15 protein-coding genes are annotated in these 16,520 nt (G+C 60.0%); 8 read left to right on the forward strand and 7 right to left on the reverse strand.

Features of this window, described 5'->3' with window-relative positions:
- Window positions 1–78 precede the first annotated feature (78 nt).
- Complete coding sequence (locus WLQ66_RS16285; RefSeq protein WP_340547386.1) at window positions 79–1,461, forward strand: aldehyde dehydrogenase family protein; 1,383 nt, start codon at window positions 79–81, stop codon at window positions 1,459–1,461.
- A gap of 94 nt (window positions 1,462–1,555) precedes the next feature.
- Complete coding sequence (locus WLQ66_RS16290) at window positions 1,556–2,701, forward strand: iron-containing alcohol dehydrogenase (protein ID WP_340547387.1); 1,146 nt, start codon at window positions 1,556–1,558, stop codon at window positions 2,699–2,701.
- A 131-nt stretch (window positions 2,702–2,832) separates the two neighbouring features.
- Here the strand turns inward: WLQ66_RS16290 and tmpB are convergent, their stop codons facing one another.
- Window positions 2,833–3,453, reverse strand: a complete 621-nt coding sequence (tmpB, locus tag WLQ66_RS16295) for a (R)-1-hydroxy-2-trimethylaminoethylphosphonate oxygenase (protein ID WP_340547388.1) — start codon at window positions 3,451–3,453, stop codon at window positions 2,833–2,835.
- Window positions 3,450–4,595, reverse strand: a complete 1,146-nt coding sequence (gene tmpA / locus WLQ66_RS16300) for a 2-trimethylaminoethylphosphonate dioxygenase (protein ID WP_340547389.1) — start codon at window positions 4,593–4,595, stop codon at window positions 3,450–3,452. Before tmpA ends, tmpB begins: the two co-directional genes overlap by 4 nt.
- Before the next feature lie 112 nt (window positions 4,596–4,707).
- On the opposite strand from tmpA, the gene WLQ66_RS16305 reads away from it, so the two are divergent.
- The 3 genes from WLQ66_RS16305 to WLQ66_RS16315 all read left to right on the forward strand — a co-directional run bounded on the left by WLQ66_RS16305 (window position 4,708) and on the right by WLQ66_RS16315 (window position 7,078).
- Window positions 4,708–5,562: a LysR family transcriptional regulator gene (locus tag WLQ66_RS16305; RefSeq protein ID WP_340547390.1), complete on the forward strand. Its 855-nt coding sequence runs from the start codon at window positions 4,708–4,710 to the stop codon at window positions 5,560–5,562.
- A gap of 122 nt (window positions 5,563–5,684) precedes the next feature.
- A complete protein-coding gene (locus WLQ66_RS16310) occupies window positions 5,685–6,056 on the forward strand; it encodes a hypothetical protein (RefSeq protein WP_340547391.1) in 372 nt (123 codons plus the stop codon).
- Window positions 6,057–6,385: 329 nt separating this feature from the next.
- Entirely contained in the window at window positions 6,386–7,078 is a 693-nt protein-coding gene (locus WLQ66_RS16315) for a response regulator (protein WP_340547392.1), read from the forward strand.
- A gap of 20 nt (window positions 7,079–7,098) precedes the next feature.
- Here WLQ66_RS16315 and WLQ66_RS16320 read toward each other — a convergent pair whose 3' ends face one another.
- Together WLQ66_RS16320 and WLQ66_RS16325 are read right to left on the reverse strand one after the other, a co-directional pair.
- Window positions 7,099–7,818 (reverse strand): sensor histidine kinase, encoded by a 720-nt coding sequence (locus WLQ66_RS16320; protein ID WP_340547393.1) that lies wholly within the window; start codon window positions 7,816–7,818, stop codon window positions 7,099–7,101.
- A complete protein-coding gene (locus WLQ66_RS16325) occupies window positions 7,808–9,205 on the reverse strand; it encodes a sugar ABC transporter substrate-binding protein (protein WP_340547394.1) in 1,398 nt (465 codons plus the stop codon). The genes WLQ66_RS16320 and WLQ66_RS16325 overlap by 11 nt, the downstream gene beginning before the upstream one ends.
- A 110-nt stretch (window positions 9,206–9,315) precedes the next feature.
- On the opposite strand from WLQ66_RS16325, the gene WLQ66_RS16330 reads away from it, so the two are divergent.
- On the forward strand, window positions 9,316–11,187 hold the full coding sequence (locus tag WLQ66_RS16330; RefSeq protein WP_340547395.1) for a sensor histidine kinase: 1,872 nt from the start codon (window positions 9,316–9,318) through the stop codon (window positions 11,185–11,187).
- Window positions 11,184–11,621, forward strand: coding sequence for a response regulator (locus WLQ66_RS16335; RefSeq protein ID WP_340547396.1), 438 nt, complete (start codon window positions 11,184–11,186; stop codon window positions 11,619–11,621). Before WLQ66_RS16330 ends, WLQ66_RS16335 begins: the two co-directional genes overlap by 4 nt.
- Window positions 11,622–12,664: 1,043 nt before the next feature.
- Here WLQ66_RS16335 and WLQ66_RS16340 read toward each other — a convergent pair.
- The gene (locus WLQ66_RS16340; protein WP_340547397.1) at window positions 12,665–13,723 is read right to left on the reverse strand and encodes a nitrate- and nitrite sensing domain-containing protein; all 1,059 of its coding nucleotides are present in this window, start codon (window positions 13,721–13,723) and stop codon (window positions 12,665–12,667) included.
- 331 nt (window positions 13,724–14,054) lie between these two features.
- Here WLQ66_RS16340 and gap point away from each other — a divergent pair, with 331 nt between their 5' ends.
- A complete protein-coding gene (gap, locus tag WLQ66_RS16345; protein WP_340547398.1) occupies window positions 14,055–15,062 on the forward strand; it encodes a type I glyceraldehyde-3-phosphate dehydrogenase in 1,008 nt (335 codons plus the stop codon).
- A 107-nt stretch (window positions 15,063–15,169) separates the two neighbouring features.
- Here the strand turns inward: gap and WLQ66_RS16350 are convergent, their stop codons facing one another.
- Window positions 15,170–15,805 carry a ChrR family anti-sigma-E factor gene (locus WLQ66_RS16350; protein WP_340547399.1) on the reverse strand — a complete coding sequence of 212 codons (636 nt, stop codon included), beginning with the start codon at window positions 15,803–15,805 and terminating at the stop codon, window positions 15,170–15,172.
- Window positions 15,802–16,452 (reverse strand): sigma-70 family RNA polymerase sigma factor, encoded by a 651-nt coding sequence (locus WLQ66_RS16355; RefSeq protein ID WP_340547532.1) that lies wholly within the window; start codon window positions 16,450–16,452, stop codon window positions 15,802–15,804. Before WLQ66_RS16355 ends, WLQ66_RS16350 begins: the two co-directional genes overlap by 4 nt.
- Window positions 16,453–16,520: the final 68 nt, after the last annotated feature.

Below are 16,520 nucleotides of genomic sequence, written 5' to 3' on the forward strand. Positions count from 1 at the left end.
CGCGCAGCCTTCGGCGAGAGTATTTTTGGAAAGATGACGATGGGGGCGTGGCCCCCGTCAAACCACATGAGGAAGACCATGGGCCAGACCCTGAAATGTATCTCACCGATCGACGGATCGGTCTATGCCGAGCGCGAGACGCTGTCACCGGAGGCCGCAGCAGAGCGTGCCAAGGCAGCACGTGTGGCCCAGGCGGCCTGGGCCGCCCGCCCCCTGCAGGAGCGGATTGACCTGGTGATGGCCGGCGTCGCCGCCGTGGGGGCCATGAATGACGAGATCGTGCCGGAGCTGGCCCAGATGATGGGGCGCCCGGTGCGCTATGGCGGCGAGTTTGGCGGCTTCAACGAACGTGCCAGCCACATGGCCGCGATTGCGGCAGAGTCGCTTGCGGATATCGAGGTTGGAGAGGACGCCACCTTCAAACGCTACATCAAGCGCGTGCCCCATGGGGTTGTGTTGGTGGTCGCGCCCTGGAACTACCCCTATATGACCGCAATCAACACCGTGGCGCCTGCGCTGATTGCGGGCAATACCGTGGTGTTGAAACATGCCACCCAGACGCTTCTGGTGGGCGAGCGCATGGCGCAGGCCTTCCAGTCGGCGGGCGTTCCGGCAGATGTGTTCCAGAATGTCTTTCTGGATCATGACACCACCTCCGCGCTGATCGCAGACCGCGCGTTTGACTTCGTGAACTTCACAGGCTCCGTCGGTGGCGGCCAGGCGATGGAGCGCGCAGCGGCCGGCACCTTTACCGGCGTCGGCTCCGAGCTGGGCGGCAAGGATCCGGGTTATGTGATGGAAGACGCCGATCTTGATGCGGCGGTGGACACGCTGATTGACGGCGCCATGTTCAACGCAGGCCAGTGCTGCTGCGGCATCGAGCGGATCTATGTCCATGAGAGCCTTTACGACGCCTTTGTCGAGAAGGCAGTGGCCATCGTGAAAGGCTACAAGCTGGGCAATCCGCTGGAGGCCGAAACCACCATTGGCCCGATGGCCAATGTGCGCTTTGCACAGGAGGTGCGCGACCAGATCGCCGAGGCGGTAGCGGCGGGTGCTGTCGCCCATATCGCGCCCTTCGCCGAGGATGACGGCGGTGCCTATCTCACACCGCAGATCCTGACCATTGTGACTCATGACATGCGGGTGATGCGCGACGAGAGCTTTGGCCCTGTCGTGGGCATCATGAAAGTCACCTCTGACGAAGAGGCGATTGCGCTGATGAATGACAGCGAATTTGGCCTCACCGCGTCGCTATGGACCCGCGATGTCGAGCGCGCCGCGCGTGTTGGCGATCAGATCGAAACCGGCACCGTGTTTATGAACCGCGCCGATTATCTGGATCCGGGCCTGTGCTGGACCGGCTGCAAGAACACCGGCCGCGGTGGGGGTCTGTCGATCATCGGCTTCCATAACCTCACCCGCCCGAAATCCTATCACCTGAAAAAAGTCACGGGCTGAGCCCCGTCATCTTTCCAAAAAATACTCCGGGGGGCTTGCCGCAGGGCAAGCGGGGGCAGCGCCCCCTCCCCGGCTTCATCACAGGAACCCACCTATGACTCTTGTTGGAAACTGGTCCTACCCGACCGCAATCAAATTCGGCGCAGGCCGGATCAAGGAACTGGCGGACGCCTGCGCTGCTGTCGGCATGAAGAAACCTCTGCTGGTCACCGACAAAGGCCTGGCCGAACTGCCCGTCACCCAAGCCACCCTCGGCATCCTGGATGCTGCGGGCCTTGGCCGGGCGATGTTCTGCGAGGTTGACCCGAACCCGAACGAGAAGAACCTCGAAGCCGGTGTTGCCGCCTACAAGGCGGGCGGCCATGACGGGGTTATCGCTTTTGGCGGCGGCTCTGGCCTCGATCTGGGCAAGATGGTCGCCTTCATGTGCGGCCAGACCCGACCGGTTTGGGATTTTGAAGACATCGGCGACTGGTGGACCCGCGCCGATGCCGATGCAATCGCGCCAATCATCGCCGTGCCGACCACCGCAGGCACCGGCTCCGAGGTCGGCCGCGCCTCTGTGATCACCGACAGTGTGACCCATCAGAAAAAGATCATCTTCCACCCCAAGGTGCTGCCGACCGTGGTGATCTGTGATCCCGAGCTGACCGTGGGCATGCCGAAGTTCATCACCGCAGGCACCGGGCTGGATGCCTTTGCCCATTGCGTCGAGGCGTTCTCCAGCCCGCATTACCACCCGATGTCGCAGGGCATCGCGCTGGAAGGCATGCGCCTGGTAAAGGATTTCCTGCCGCGCGCCTATGCCGATGGTACCGATATCGAGGCGCGCGCGCAGATGATGTCGGCTGCGGCCATGGGTGCCACCGCCTTCCAGAAAGGCCTCGGCGCGATCCACGCCATGAGCCATCCGATCGGCGCAGTGTTCAACACCCACCACGGCACCACCAATGCGGTCTGCATGCCTGCGGTTCTGGCCTTCAACGCGCCGGAAATCCGCGAGCGGTTCAACACCGCAGCTGCCTATCTGGGCATCGACTGCGGCTTTGACGGTTTCTGCGCCTATGTGCAGGAGCTGAACGACAGTCTCGGTATCCCACGTGGCCTCGCGGACCTCGGCGTCACCGAAGACGCCATCCCCGAGCTGGTCCGAGGCGCCCTGATCGACCCCTCCTGCGGCGGCAACCCTGTCGTTCTGGATGAAGCCAATCTTACGCAGCTGTTCAAGGACGCGATGTGATCTCCGGTTGAGGGCCACAGAATACTGAGCCCGGACCGAGCTGTCTGACGTCTGGCTCAGGTGTCGTGATTGCGGCCCCTCTCTGGCTTGAGAGGGGCCGCATTTCTATTCGCAATGATCCGGGTCTGTCCCTATTTCGCCGCGCCGCAGTGTTGATCGACCATGCGCTGCACCATCGGGGCAAAGTGCCAGAAATCGGGCGTCTTCATCCCCTCACGCTTGCCCGCCTCGTCCAGATAGCGCACCGCGATGATCTCCTTGAGGTTCGGATTGGCCTCGAACTCCACCACTTCCTGCGCGGTCATCGGTCCCCCCTGCAGCTCCAGCGTATGGACCGAGGCAGGCGAAAGGCGTTTAAAATACTCGGGCTTGGTCGCACAGAGATAGCGTTTCGCAGCAACGTGGTAGCGACAGCAATCGGTGATCACGCTGGGAAAGAAGCGCTCCAGCACCTCGGCACCGGCGTCCTCATGGTGGCGGTCTTCGGTATCATCGGGGTGATAGGTGCCAAACTCCGATGTGAAATGACCGATATCATGCAGGAGGGCGCCGACGATGATTTCCTCCGGCTGGCCATTCTCTTCGGCGATTGTGGCACCCTGCAGCATATGCTCTCCCATGGTCACCGGCTCGCCCAGATATTCCTCACCGCCGCGGCGATCGAAGATGGAGCCGAGGAACGCAACGATTGTGTCGCGGTCGAGTGTCTCAGGCGGGCGATGCGGCGCTGGCTGCGGTTTGCGGCTGGTCATTCCGCCGCCTCCCCCAGGGCCTGACGCCGCCGGGCCTCATAGGCAGAGCGTAGCCCGTCCTTGTCGGCATAGCAGCCCTGTAACCACCGCGTTCCTTCGCCGGAATAGCCCTTGCGCGCATGAAGGACACGGGTGTTGTCGACCACAAATGCCTCACCGGGGTTCAGGCGAAAGGTCACCTCCATTGCCGTGTCGTCGATAATCTCGCCGAACCGGCGATAGGCCGCATAATAGAGCGCCATTTTGTCGAAGGGGACATCCTGAACCGCCGCAAGGGAGCGATTGTTGAAACGCACAGCAATCAGCTCGCCACCCGGCGCCAGCTCGATCATCGGACGGCGCGAGGTCAGGCAGACCGCGGCTTCGCCAGCATATTCAAAGCGCGCGCAATGCTCGGCCAGAACGTTGAAATAGGCTTCGTTTTCCGCCTTGAGCCGCAGCGCCGCGGCAAAGCCGTCAACCACCATGTTCTCGCCGCCGGCAGCCGAGCTTTCGAGACAGTAGAGCACCTGGATCGTCGGCACGGGATCGCGATAGGGGTTGTCGGTATGGGCCTGCAAGCCAAGCCCGGTAAAGGCCAGATTGGTCGGATTCACCTCGGTACGGACCTCAAAGTGACGCCCATAGTTGGTCTCCCGGACATGACCAAAAAGATCCACAACCCGGAACAGTGCACCGTCCTCAACCGGACCGTTGACGATTTTGCCAAACCCGTAGCGTGTCACCGCGCCAAGCCAGTCGCCCAACGCCGCACCACCGGCTTGCAGCGCGGCAAAATCCCCGGTGGGCACGGCCGCCATCAACCCCGCGTCCCAGGGCTCGACCCCCTCCGCGAGCCAGCCGCGCGCGTCCTGACGCGCCCGGTCATAGGCATGATCCCCAAGCCAGGACAGATCGTAATCCACGGTCTTCTCTTCCGGGACGAACCGCACCCGGAGGTGGCCGCCATCAAGCGTCGCCTCCGCAATTGCCGTGTCGGCCGGGATATCGCGCAGGGCGATCAGACGCTGGCCATTGGCCGTCGCACGGGTCTCGGGATCGCCCGCATTGTCGCGCAGCCAGATCGCGTGGAACCGCAGTTCAGACGTCCCGAGAGACAGGGTGAGATAATCGCCCGCTGGGGCAACGGTAACTGACGGCATGATGTCCTCAAGAAAGGGTCCGCAATGCGGAAGATGACTTTTGCCTGTATGTTGCCACCGGTCCTGGATAACCTCAAATTAGGAATTTCTGCACTTAGGCCAAGGTCAGCTAATGCAAAAACAGCGCTCAACCCTGCCCCCGCTGGAATGGATCCGCGCCTTTGAAGCGGCGGCGCGCTGCGGCAGCTTTACCGCAGCCGCAGACGAAACTGGGATCACCCAATCCGCCATCTCGCAGCGCATCGCCCAGCTGGAGAAACGGCTGGGGGTGGCGCTGTTCCACCGTCACCCTCGTGCCATTTCCCTGACTGTGGAGGGCGAGGCCTGGTTGCCCCATATCCAGTCGGCGCTGGACACGATGCGCGACAGCTCAGAGGCGCTGTTCGGCACCGGGCGGCGCCAGCTGACGATCTCCGCCAGCCAGTCGGTCATTGATCTGTGGCTCACGCCAAGGCTGGCAGCCCTGAGCGAGATTTCGGGTGGTCAGCTTGCGATCCAGACCATGGTGCTGGGCGCCCATGACGCGCCCGAGGATGATGTGCTGCGCATTCGCTACGGCGCCGGGGACTGGCCCCACCCCTATAAGCTGCCGCTCTATTCCGAGGAAATCGCGCCGATGGCGGCGCCCGCTCTGATCAAGGCTGCGCAGGACTGGACCGACTGGCCCCGCATTGCCTGTTCCGGTCCACGCCCGGGCTGGCCCGATTGGGTTGCCCGCCACGGCGGCGGGACAACGCCAGTACCGCATCTGCGTTTTGACACATTCCTGTCGGCACTTGGCGCGGCACAGGCCGGGGCCGGCGTTCTGCTAGGTTCGCTTCCTCTGTGCCGCGTGCCCCTGGCCGAGGGGCGGCTGGTTCGCCTTGATCGGAACCGGCTGAAACACCATGCCACCTATTGGATGATCGCCGGAAAAGATGCGGTAACCCACACGCAATGGAGCGAGCTGACACGCATCATGCAGTGAGCCGCTGCAAACGATTGGGCCACGCGAATTGTCGCGATGGCAATCTGTCTTATGGGCCATTCATGGGGGCCGGTGCATAGCTGTATCCATTCATGCAAACCCAATTAGGAGCATTGACGCCCATGAACATGTGGTTACTGGCAGCAGGAGGCCTGATGGTCGCGAACACGCTGTTGCACATCTTCGCCGGCGGTAAGAGCGTTGCACGCCCCCTGCTGAACGCGCGCGAGCTGTCTGCCGAGGTACGATATGTAAACTACTACTGTTGGCACCTGGTGAGCATTAACCTCGCTGCGGTGGCTGCGCTCTTTTTATGGCCTGCGCTGCTGAACGGGCCAGTCGTCGCCGCGATCATCGCCACCGCTCTGGCCGCCTCATATGCCCTCTGGGGGCTGGCCTTGCCGGTTCTGAACGGCCAGCGCTACAAGGATATTCCCCAGGGGTTCCTGTTTGTCCCCGTCACCCTGTCCGGTCTCGTCGGCCTGATGATCTGACACCTGTCAGGCACGATAACCACGCAAGTATCGGTATGGGCCGCGAGATGGCGGCCCAACCTGAGACGAGGTCAGACAGTTGGCCAATAGTATTTCATAGATAAAATATCTTCTGTTGATTGCCCGACATCTTGTGGGCATGGAGCCTGTTCCTCATAGGAAACCACCAAAAACACCCTTAACAGCTCATGAATCGGCCGCATTCAGGGCAGGCGCGCGCTCAACTCATAGCTGTCTGGTTAAAGTCTTAACGACACTAGGCGGGCATATTAATCATTTGTTAGCGGCAAAATGACAGTCTCAGGCCAGTCTTTGGAAAGGGCGTTATCATGAATGGTACTGAGGTTACGACACAAACCAACCACGCGACACTGCCCTCCGGCAACCTATGTGTCCTGGTGCTGGATGACAGTGAATTTGACAGAACACGGATGCGAAGGCTGATTGCCCAAGCGGACAGATCTGTGAATGTGATCACCTGTTCGGATATCAAGGACTTTGAAAGAGCACTGGACGAGAATAACGTCGACCTCTGCCTGATTGACCATCAGCTGCGCGACGCCTCGGGGCTGGATGCCGTCGCCGTGGTCAAACAGCAACTGGAGACCGCGGAGGTCCCGGTGGTCATGATCTCCGGTCGTGAAGATACAGAAGCGGTTGTCAGTTCGATCCGCGCCGGCTGTGTCGACTACATCGGAAAGGGCAATCTGACGGCTGAAAAACTTCATGGTGTGATCTACAATTCCATCGCTGAAACCTTCTCCAACCCGGCCATGAAAGCCGAGGTGCAGGAAGCAACCCGTAATGTGATCCGTGGCATGGCTGAAGGCTGCATCAGCGAGCTGCAACCCAAACTGCGGCGCATGTACCGTCAGATCTCCTTTATTCGCGGCTGCCACAATCAGGGCCTGACCCCCTCCCCTGAGGCGCTGGATGAGATCGAAACCCATTGCCTGAACATCTGGCGGTTCTTCGACGAGATCGAACACTACAGCAATAGCTTCAACGAAGTTCGCCACTAGGTGGATCACCTCACCGCGGCTCAGCCACGGTGAGGTTGCTTCAGACGCACCCGAATAGTCGCCCCGTGCCGATTGGTCCGGGGCGACAACGCGTCTACAAGACCGCCATAGCTATCGGCAAGGCGCCGCAGGATCGCCAACCCCATGCCTGCCCCTCCGGTGTCGGCGATCGAGAATTTGCTCATCGGATCAAAAATCCGTTCCAGCTTGCCTGCTGGAATTCCGACACCATCGTCTCGCACCAGCATCTCCCACATGCCGTCGTGGCAGCGGCCAACCACGGCAATGCGCACCGGCCCCGGGTTATGACCGGCCGCATTTCCCAGCAGGATCAGGAACATCGACATCAGGGCATCGGGGTTCATGTCAATCTCAGGCGGATCGAACCGCGCCCGCACCCGCAGGCCATCTGGCAGATTCAGCGCCGCAATCGCACGATCAAGGCAAGCTTGAACCGACACGTTCTCCGTCTCCCGGTATCCGGTCTTGGAATATCGCGACAGCTGGTCAAGCATCATATTGAGCTTCTCGGCGTGCTGCCGCATCAGATCAAGGGATTGCGCCGGGGCTTCCGGCAGGGTCAGGCCTGCGTCCTCCAAATCCTCCCCAATCCAGTTCGGCAGTTCGGCAAGCGCCCTCACCGACCCCCGCAGATCATGCACGATTTTGTAGACTACTTCCATCATCGCCTGATCGCGCGTGGTCTGGCCAGCCGCCTGGTCGGGGGTATCATGTTTCATCGCGGAGCGCCTTTCGAAGTTCGGCAGGATAGGTGTCACGCAGGGCCATCCAGCGGCGCGCCTGCAACGTGGCACCCGCACGATCCGTTGTCGCACGCCAGGACTGGGCCACATTGTTGAGCGCGACCTCCGGCGTGGCGTCACCCGCCAGCGCAAGCTGAAGCCAATAGGACAAAGCGTCGAAATACTCCCCCCGCCGCGCCAGATAGAGATCGGGCATCGACGAGCGCATTGCCTGTTCATGCACACTCAGGAACTGTGCGCCATAGGCATCGACGATTGCGGGATCCTGATATTGATCGGTCCGGAAAGGGTCAAAAAAACCGCCCGTCTGCGCGATCGCCTCGGCACCGACTTTCTGCGAAACGGCATTCACGCAAAACTGATATGCGAGCTCGGGCTGCCTTGAATTTTTGGCGACGACGTAACTCCACCCCCAGTTGAAATACGACATGGGCACCAACGCCCCATTGATGCGCCCACCGGGCAGCGAGGCGTTGACCAGATTATCGCGCATCGCCGAGTCCGGCGCATAGAGGCTTTTCTGTGTCCCGCCCCAACCGATATTGGCGTAGATGTCACCCTCCCGGTACCGTGCCCAATTGGCAAAGAGGCCCAGGTCGGCCCCAACCAGATGGGCGCTCGAGGCGATCATCTCTTCCAATGCGGCGACGCCCTGGGCACCGGCAATCTGCGGCTCCATCGTCGGTGAAAACGGCCAGGCCCCCTTGGCGTGGAACCGGGCCCACCATTCCCAGGCCACCTTGTCGGCAGCGCGGAACAGGCAGCCGCCATAGCGTCCCGCATCCGGGTCGTGAAAGAACGCCATCTGGCGGTCCAGCTCTTCCCAAGTCGCCGGTGTTGTCAGGTCTGTCCCGGTCTGATCCGCATATTTCTGTCTTAACTCAGGGTTCTCCATAAACCTTTTGTTATAAAACATTAAAAACACGTCACCGTCGGTTTGATACCCCCAGAGCCGGTCATCGAAAACATCACCGCTGGTATACATCATCGCGTCGGTCAGATCCTGCGGCGCATATTGCTGCGCCAGCCCGTCCAGGGGCAGGATCGCCTCCGCCTCGACAAGATCGGGGATTCCAAACGTTGCAGGCAGCGCCACATCGACACCGACGTCATTGAGCATTGCCTCCAGCGTCAACACCGCATTAATCTCTCCCACACCGACAACGACCAATTCCGTACGGCAGCCACATAACGCTTCGAAACTCTTGGCAACCGGGGCCAGATTCGCCTCTGCCCCATGAGGGGTCAGAATACGCAACAGGTTGGGAGACTGGGGATCAGTCGCAGCACGTCCGGCTGCAGGCAGGCCACCGCCCACCCCCAACGCCAGCGCATGCGTGGTAAAGGCGCGTCTTGTGAACATGGGGATCCTCGCGGTTGGCTATATGTCGTCAAACCTATCGTCGCCCAGTTAACGGCTGGTAAACCTCTCAACCTTATGTTGAGTCTCGCAAACAGCAAAAGGGACCCGCAGTGTCGCTAACCGCACGCCTAAGATCCTGTGTCGTCATCTGCCTCGCGTCGATCTGTGTCGCGATGTATACGGAGTGGAACGACCTTAGCCGTATTGAGCGCAAGACGGAAAACCTGTCGGACCGCACCATCCCCCTACTGGACAGGATCGCCGATCTTGGCGACCTGCAACATGGGCTGGAGGTGACATTGGCGAGGATCCGGCTCGTCGACGAACCGGATGGGCTAAAGGCGCTCGGACAGCGGCTCGACACGCTTGCACAGCTCTTTCGCGACAATTTCAGCGATCAGACAGATACAGTCACCAACGGTCCGTCCCCTGCAGATGCCGATGTCTTCCAAAAGGTTGTCAAAGGTCGGCAAGACCTCGTCGCCCAGTATGACCGGCTGGAGGCGCTTATCTCACAGGCGGCCTCCAAGATCCTGGCCCTGGAGAAATCCATCATTGTCGCGCAGATCGAGTTCGGCAATCAACAGCGTGGCACCGAGAGTTCGAGCCAGTCGTATTCCTGGGCAATCGACACCGCCAAAACCCTTGGGGAGGTCTCCGGCAGCGTTGCATCGCTTGCCATCCTGACCAAGGATTTCTCCATTGATACCGGCGAAAAACACAGCGCGGAGAGTCAGCGCCTCGTCGCCCAGATCAATACTCTTGCCTCCCGCCTTGCCCGGCTCAAAAACATCGATGCGCGTCACGAGATTGCCGGTGTGCTGGTCGACTATCGCAAGATAATGCTTGGCCCGGATGGCGTCGTCGAAGGATTGTCGCAGTTACAGATCAGCGAAGCGCAACAGGATCGTCTTTACAAAGAGGCTGAAGCCGTCCTGAACCGCATCGGCACCTGGAGCAGGTCGAACACGCAGCGTGCGGCGATGGAGTTTCGACAAAGCGCGGCAGAAACCACGCGCATCGTGGAACGCATTCGCTTTGTCGATGTCGCTTTCAACATGTGTATGCTGTTGATTTCTCTGGCGCTTTTGTGGTTCATGATCGAGGTTCGCATGATCTCGCGCATCCATCGCCTGACCCGCCATATCCAGCGCATGTCCCGCGGCGAGCTCGACGACCCGATCAACACCAGCGGCTCGGACGAAATCTCGGAGATCGCAAAGGCTGTCGAGAAATCACGCCTCACCGCCGCTGCGCTGAAGCGCTCGAACGAGGAGCTGGAGAGATTTGCCTATGTGGCCGCACATGACCTGCGTGCGCCATTGCGGGCGATTTCAAATCTGATCGAATGGACCGAAGAAGACTTTGCCGATGAGATGCCGGCCGATGCGCAAAAGAATATCGGATTGATCCGCAATCGCACGGACAGACTATCCAGCCATCTGTCGGCGCTGCTGGATTATGCACGTGCAGGACAGATCGAGGGCGAACACGGCGCATTCAGCCTGACGCATTTTGCAGATGAGCTGCGGCTCTATTTCAATTCCAACCCAGAATTCGAAATCAAGGTCGAGCAGGATTGCGGTCCCTTCGGTGCATATCTGACACCGTTGAAAACCATCCTGATCAATCTTGTCAGCAATGCCAGCAAGCATCACGACAGATCATCGGGCACCATCCGCATCAGCAGCGAACTCTACCCGAACTACGTGGAAATCACCGTTGCCGACGATGGTCCGGGCATCCCGAAACAATACCAGGAGCAGATTTTCGTGCTGTTTCAAACGCTGAAATCCCGTGATGAAGTCGAAGGGTCCGGCCTGGGTCTGGCTCTTGTGCAAAAACTTGCCAGATCACTGGGTGGCAGCGTTTCTGTAGTTTCCAATCCGGAGGTGGCGCGCGGCACCGTGTTCACGGTCCGGATCCCGCTCAACTCCAAATCAAAGAAACCGCTGAATGACATCCAAGGATTGGCCGCATGACCAATAAAGAATCCGTTACATTCCTGATTGTCGATGACGATGAAGTGGCTGTCATGGCCATCAAACGCGCCTTGAAAAAGCTGCGTCTCGTGAACCCGGTAGAGGTCGTGGGCGACGGGCAGGAAGCACTGGACCTGTTGCGCGGCGTGAACGCTGCCGCGCTGGAGCGCCCCTATATCATCCTGCTTGATCTGAATATGCCGCGCATGGGTGGCCTGGAATTCCTGGCAGAGGTCCGGGAAGACAAGGAACTGGCAAATTCCGTGATCTTTGTTCTGACAACCTCCGATGCGCCTTCCGATATCGCGGTCGCTTATGAGCACAAAATCGCAGGCTATATCGTGAAAGAAAACGCCTATGACGCCGTCAAATCGGCCGTTGAAATGCTGGGCGCCTATGTCGAGATTGTGTCGCTTGAAAACAAGCTGAGATGACACCGGTCAGCGGATCAATGCTGTTGGCGCCAGCTTGCCGAAAAGGCGGGCCCTTACAATCTGTGCGGTCCATGAACGCAACGGCGGGAGAAGACTGATATTCCCGGCGCCATCGATGGCAGCATTCGTATGGCCGATGCCCCGGCGCGACTGAACTCTAATGGCGTAGCTACTCTGGCGGCGGCGCTGTTTCTTCATGGCGATATCTAGCCCCGACGCCCCCGTGGTGGCCCCCGCCCCTCAAGGCATATGGCAATACCAAGCTGTCGCTGGACCAGATGCACCTGAATGGTCTCCGGGATGCGGGCTCAATCCGTTCGGAGGCCGCGCATTCCAGTCCGAATTCTGACCACGGATCGACAGCTTGCGGCCTGACATCGGTGATCGGGAAGATTTTCCGATCCAGAGACGCTCAAATCTGCGCGACACATCCCATGTTGGAACGCGCGCATTCGAAAGACGCGCAAGATTGGAAAACGGGTCGGGCCCTGTGCTCAAACCTGCAATCGTTCTAGATTGCGACCATACAGATTGGCCGCATGGCAGAGCGGGATCGCCCGCTGCACCCTCAGCCCCAACGCATGCGTGGTCTTCCGGTCAACTCTGAACCAACCTGCGCGCCGGTCAACAGCGCTGCTCTGCGCGTGCAGCCGGTTGCCCGCCCCACGGTTGTCGCACAAGTCTGCGGACCGCAGCCCCTACATCACCGTCAGCCACTCAACCAGTCACTCAACCTATTCCAATGCAATCATACCGGTGAAACCGACCCGCGCCAGCTGGCGCGGGATATCAGTCTTCGACGGTTTGCCCCAGTTCGCACCAACCATCAGATCCCGCGCAGCAAGTTCAGCGCAGAACCAGTCTGGTCAGCCCTCTTTTCCAGCAGGATCAACCTCTTAACTGGGGTGACGTGACCCAGCCTAACCCTACATTTGCCTCCCCGCCATGGGCCAGCAAAACCCCGCGTGCGCGCCATGGACGGCGCCAAGGGCATGACCGGCCATCCGGGACGCCCCAGAACCACGCCTGCCCAGACGCGGGCATCATTTCAGCGTCAGCACAACAAACAGCGTCCCCGCAATCCCTGCAAAGATGGTGAGCCAAATGAGCCCCACCAGCTCGGTCGTGCTTTCCGCTTCAAGCTGGTTGGCCAGCGAGATGATTTCAGCGGTGACATTCCTCTCTTCCCTGCGCAGAAAGTCGATCCATTCCGTCGACGCCGCGACCCAGCGCTCGCTGTTGAGAGCCGCCGGCCCGGAGGCCGCTTTTGCTGACCTGATGGTATCACGCAGGTCGCTTAAGGTGAGATATTGGTCCGTCCTTTGCAGCGATGGCAGCCAGCTTCCACTTCCCTTGACGACCGCTGCTTCGGTCAACAGGATGATCTGCGCGCCGCCGAGGGCGGCAAAATGCTCCCGCAGCGCAGAAGAATTTCCCGTTTCGATGACCGCCGCGCCAGTTGCCCGCTCAAGTCCGGCCTTTTCCTTGGCTTCGCCGATCAGGAAACGCGCCTGTCGCAGCGCTTGGTATTCGGTGGAACTGTCCAGCCCGACGCTTTGTCGAGTAAGAGCCATGATGGTGCTGATGAGTTCCGTGTAGGGCCCAGCGACATCCGAAACCATGACCGGCCTATCAAAGCCGAAGCCATCGACATGCTGGCGCAGTTCCGCCAGCCGTTCCACCCCGTGAACAACGCGATCAAAGGCCAGGCTATGATCGTCGGCCATCAGGGTGATGCGCGAAAGTGCCGAGGCGACCACCGCATCAGTCTGGCCGCGCTGACGTATCAACGCATCTGGAAAAACCCGCCCATCTGAGGAGACATATCCGACGGAATACCCGCGCTCGCGCTGCAGCTCGTGGATCATATCGCTGATCGCGCTTTCCTCCTTCGCGGTCTGCGCGGCGTATTCCGCAAGGAGGTGGCGAGCGCGCTGCGCCACAAGCGCGCTCGCAGCGAGATACCCTGCCAGCAGGAAAAGCGGCGCAACAACCAGCAATATGGCAAGCCTGAGCGGCATGATTTCCCCAATCCGATGAGACACCGTTGGAACAATTATAGGGATAATTCGTTTACCATACACTACCAAAACGTGTATCATTTCAGTTTCCTCAGCGCAGGGTCTAGAGCCGCGGCTTCCAGCCCCGCCGGATCGGCTGTCGTTCAGGACCGGCAGCAGCGGCGTGAGAGGCGCAGACAGATCGCGCACAGCGGCACCTGCGCAGGCCCCCTTTCTGGCTTGCCGTGTAAACGCATCCCCTCCTGCTGTGATGTGCTACACTGATGCTTCGGGCAGCGGCATTACGCGCCAATCCGCTGACCGGCGAACGGGCTTGATTTTTGCAACTGTTAGCGATAACGATGCGGCAATTGTCAGGCCACCGGGCGCGCCCGTCGAAGGCTGAACCCCTATCACCATCGGAGTTGCACAGATGACCTTGAAAATTGCGATCAATGGATTTGGACGAATTGGCCGTGGCGTTTTGCGCGCCTTGCTGGAGAGCAACGCCGACGATATCTCGGTTGTGGCGATCAACGATCTGTCGCCTGCGGAAACCCTGGCGCATCTGTTGAAATACGATAGTGTCCATGGCCGCCTGCGGAACGAGGTGACCGTCGACGGCGATACGATGACTGTCGGCAATCACAGCATCCGCCTGACGGCGATCCGTAATCCCGAGGATCTGCCCTGGCAGGACGTTGATATCGCCTATGAATGCACCGGCCTGTTCACCAGCCGCGAGACTGCTGCCAAGCATCTGCAAAACGGCTCCAAACGTGTCCTGATCTCCGCCCCCGGCAAGGAGGTCGATCGCACCGTGGTGTTCGGGGTCAATCACAAGGATCTGACCAAGGACGACGTCATTGTCTCCAACGCCTCCTGCACCACCAATTGTCTGGCCCCGGTGGCAAAGGTTCTGGACGATACATTCGGCATTAAGACCGGGTATATGACCACGATCCATGCCTATACCGGTGATCAGCCGACCCATGACACCAGCCACAAGGATCTTTACCGCGCCCGTGCCGCGGCGCTGTCGATGATCCCGACCTCAACAGGCGCAGCCCGCGCGATTTCGGAGGTCCTGCCGCATCTGAAAGGCCGCCTGGAGGGTTCAGCAATCCGCGTGCCGACCCCGAATGTTTCGGTGGTTGATCTCAGCTTCATTCCTGAAAAACCTGCCACTGTTGAGACAATCAACGAGGCGATGAAGGCTGCCGCGGCGGGCGATCTGGCAGGGATCCTGTCCTATGAGACGGACCCGCTGGTCTCCATCGACTTCAACCACGACCCGCATTCCTCCTGTTTTGCGGCACCACAGACCGCGGTTACCGCCGAGGGGCTGGTCCGCGTTGTCAGCTGGTATGACAACGAATGGGGCTTCTCCAACCGGATGGTCGACACCGGCCGCCACATGGGCAAGGTGATGAACGGCTAAGCGCGCGGAAGATGCGCTGACAGAACAGGAAAGGGCTGCCACTGGCAGCCCTTTTTGCGTTGAACTCTCAGGCCTTGCCCACCCCTCGCGGGAAGGCCCTTATGCCGCTAGATGCGGAAAATCGGTTGCAGCAGGCGCGGGACAAAGGACCGGAACCGCAGTGCAGCATCAGTCGCGGCAAGGCAGATGCAGGTCTCACCGTCCTCGGCAATCGGCGTATGTTCCAGGTGATCGTCCGCAACTTCCAGATCCCCGACACCGAAGCGCCCGGTTTCATCGCGAAACGCGCCCTGCAAAACCAGCGTCAGCTCCAGCCCGTTGTGGCCATGGTCGGGAACCGCCTGTCCCGCAGGAATATAGAGCAGCCGCACGCTGCCCTCCTCGTCATGGCTGAGGATTGACTGACGCACCCCCATGCCGAGCGACTTCCACTTTGGCGGCAGCCCACCCAGCGCCTGCATTACCGGCGCCGGAAAGATGCCCGAGCGGTTGAACTTCGGTGCGTCCTCAAAGGGTGAATCCAACTCGGCAAACACGCGCTCCCGCAGATCATCCGAGACATCCCGGGTTCCACAGGTTTCCAGTACCGACCCGCCGACCGCCTGATGCGCATTCAACCGGGCGCGGCAGTCGTCACACATCGACAGATGGGTCGCCACAACCAGAGAGTAGGCATAGGGCAAATTGCCAGAGGCATAGGCCACCAGCAACGGGTCAGGGATATGATGGCGTACGCCGGTCATGATAGTCCTTGTTCCTTCAACTCATGACGCAACCGCTCAAGTCCGAGGCGGATGCGGGATTTGATTGTCCCCAGGGGCAATCCGGTCTGTTCCCGGATGTCCGCATGGGTCAGCTCGCCCAGATAGGCCTTTTCAACCATCTCTCGCTGTGCCGGTTTCAACCGGGCCAGGGCTGCGCGCAGCTTTGTTGTTTCCTGATCCAGCGCCAGAATCTGGGCTGCATCCTCTTGTGTTTCCTCGGGAAGCTTCAGCTCCTCCGGTATTGGCCGCCGTTCCTTGCGGATCACGTCGATCTGCCTGTTGCGGGCGATCTGGTAGATCCACGCCGAGACCTGAGCACGTTCAGGATCGAACATGGCCGCCTTGCGCCATACGGTCAGCATCACCTCCTGAACGACCTCTTCGGCCTGGCTGGGTGGCATACCGGATCGGCAGATCACCCCCTTCAGACGCGGCGCGAAATAGTCGAACAGACGACCAAACGCCACCTTGCAGCGGTTGTCGCGCACGGCCAGCATCCAGACTGTCTGATCCGACAGGCTTTCCCGTTCCACTTTTTTCCTTTCGCGCATTACACTTGTGTCACGGTCTACCGTAACGGGCGGCGCAGGCGCTGCAAGAGTTGGATGGCTCAGCATGGTCAACATGTACTGATTACGCATCTTTCACGGTGCTGGATCACTCTGAGCGCAATTAATTTCAGTTTTTTCCATTC

The organism is Phaeobacter sp. A36a-5a, assembly GCF_037911135.1.
In the GTDB taxonomy this organism is placed as follows: Bacteria; Pseudomonadota; Alphaproteobacteria; order Rhodobacterales; family Rhodobacteraceae; genus Phaeobacter; species Phaeobacter bryozoorum.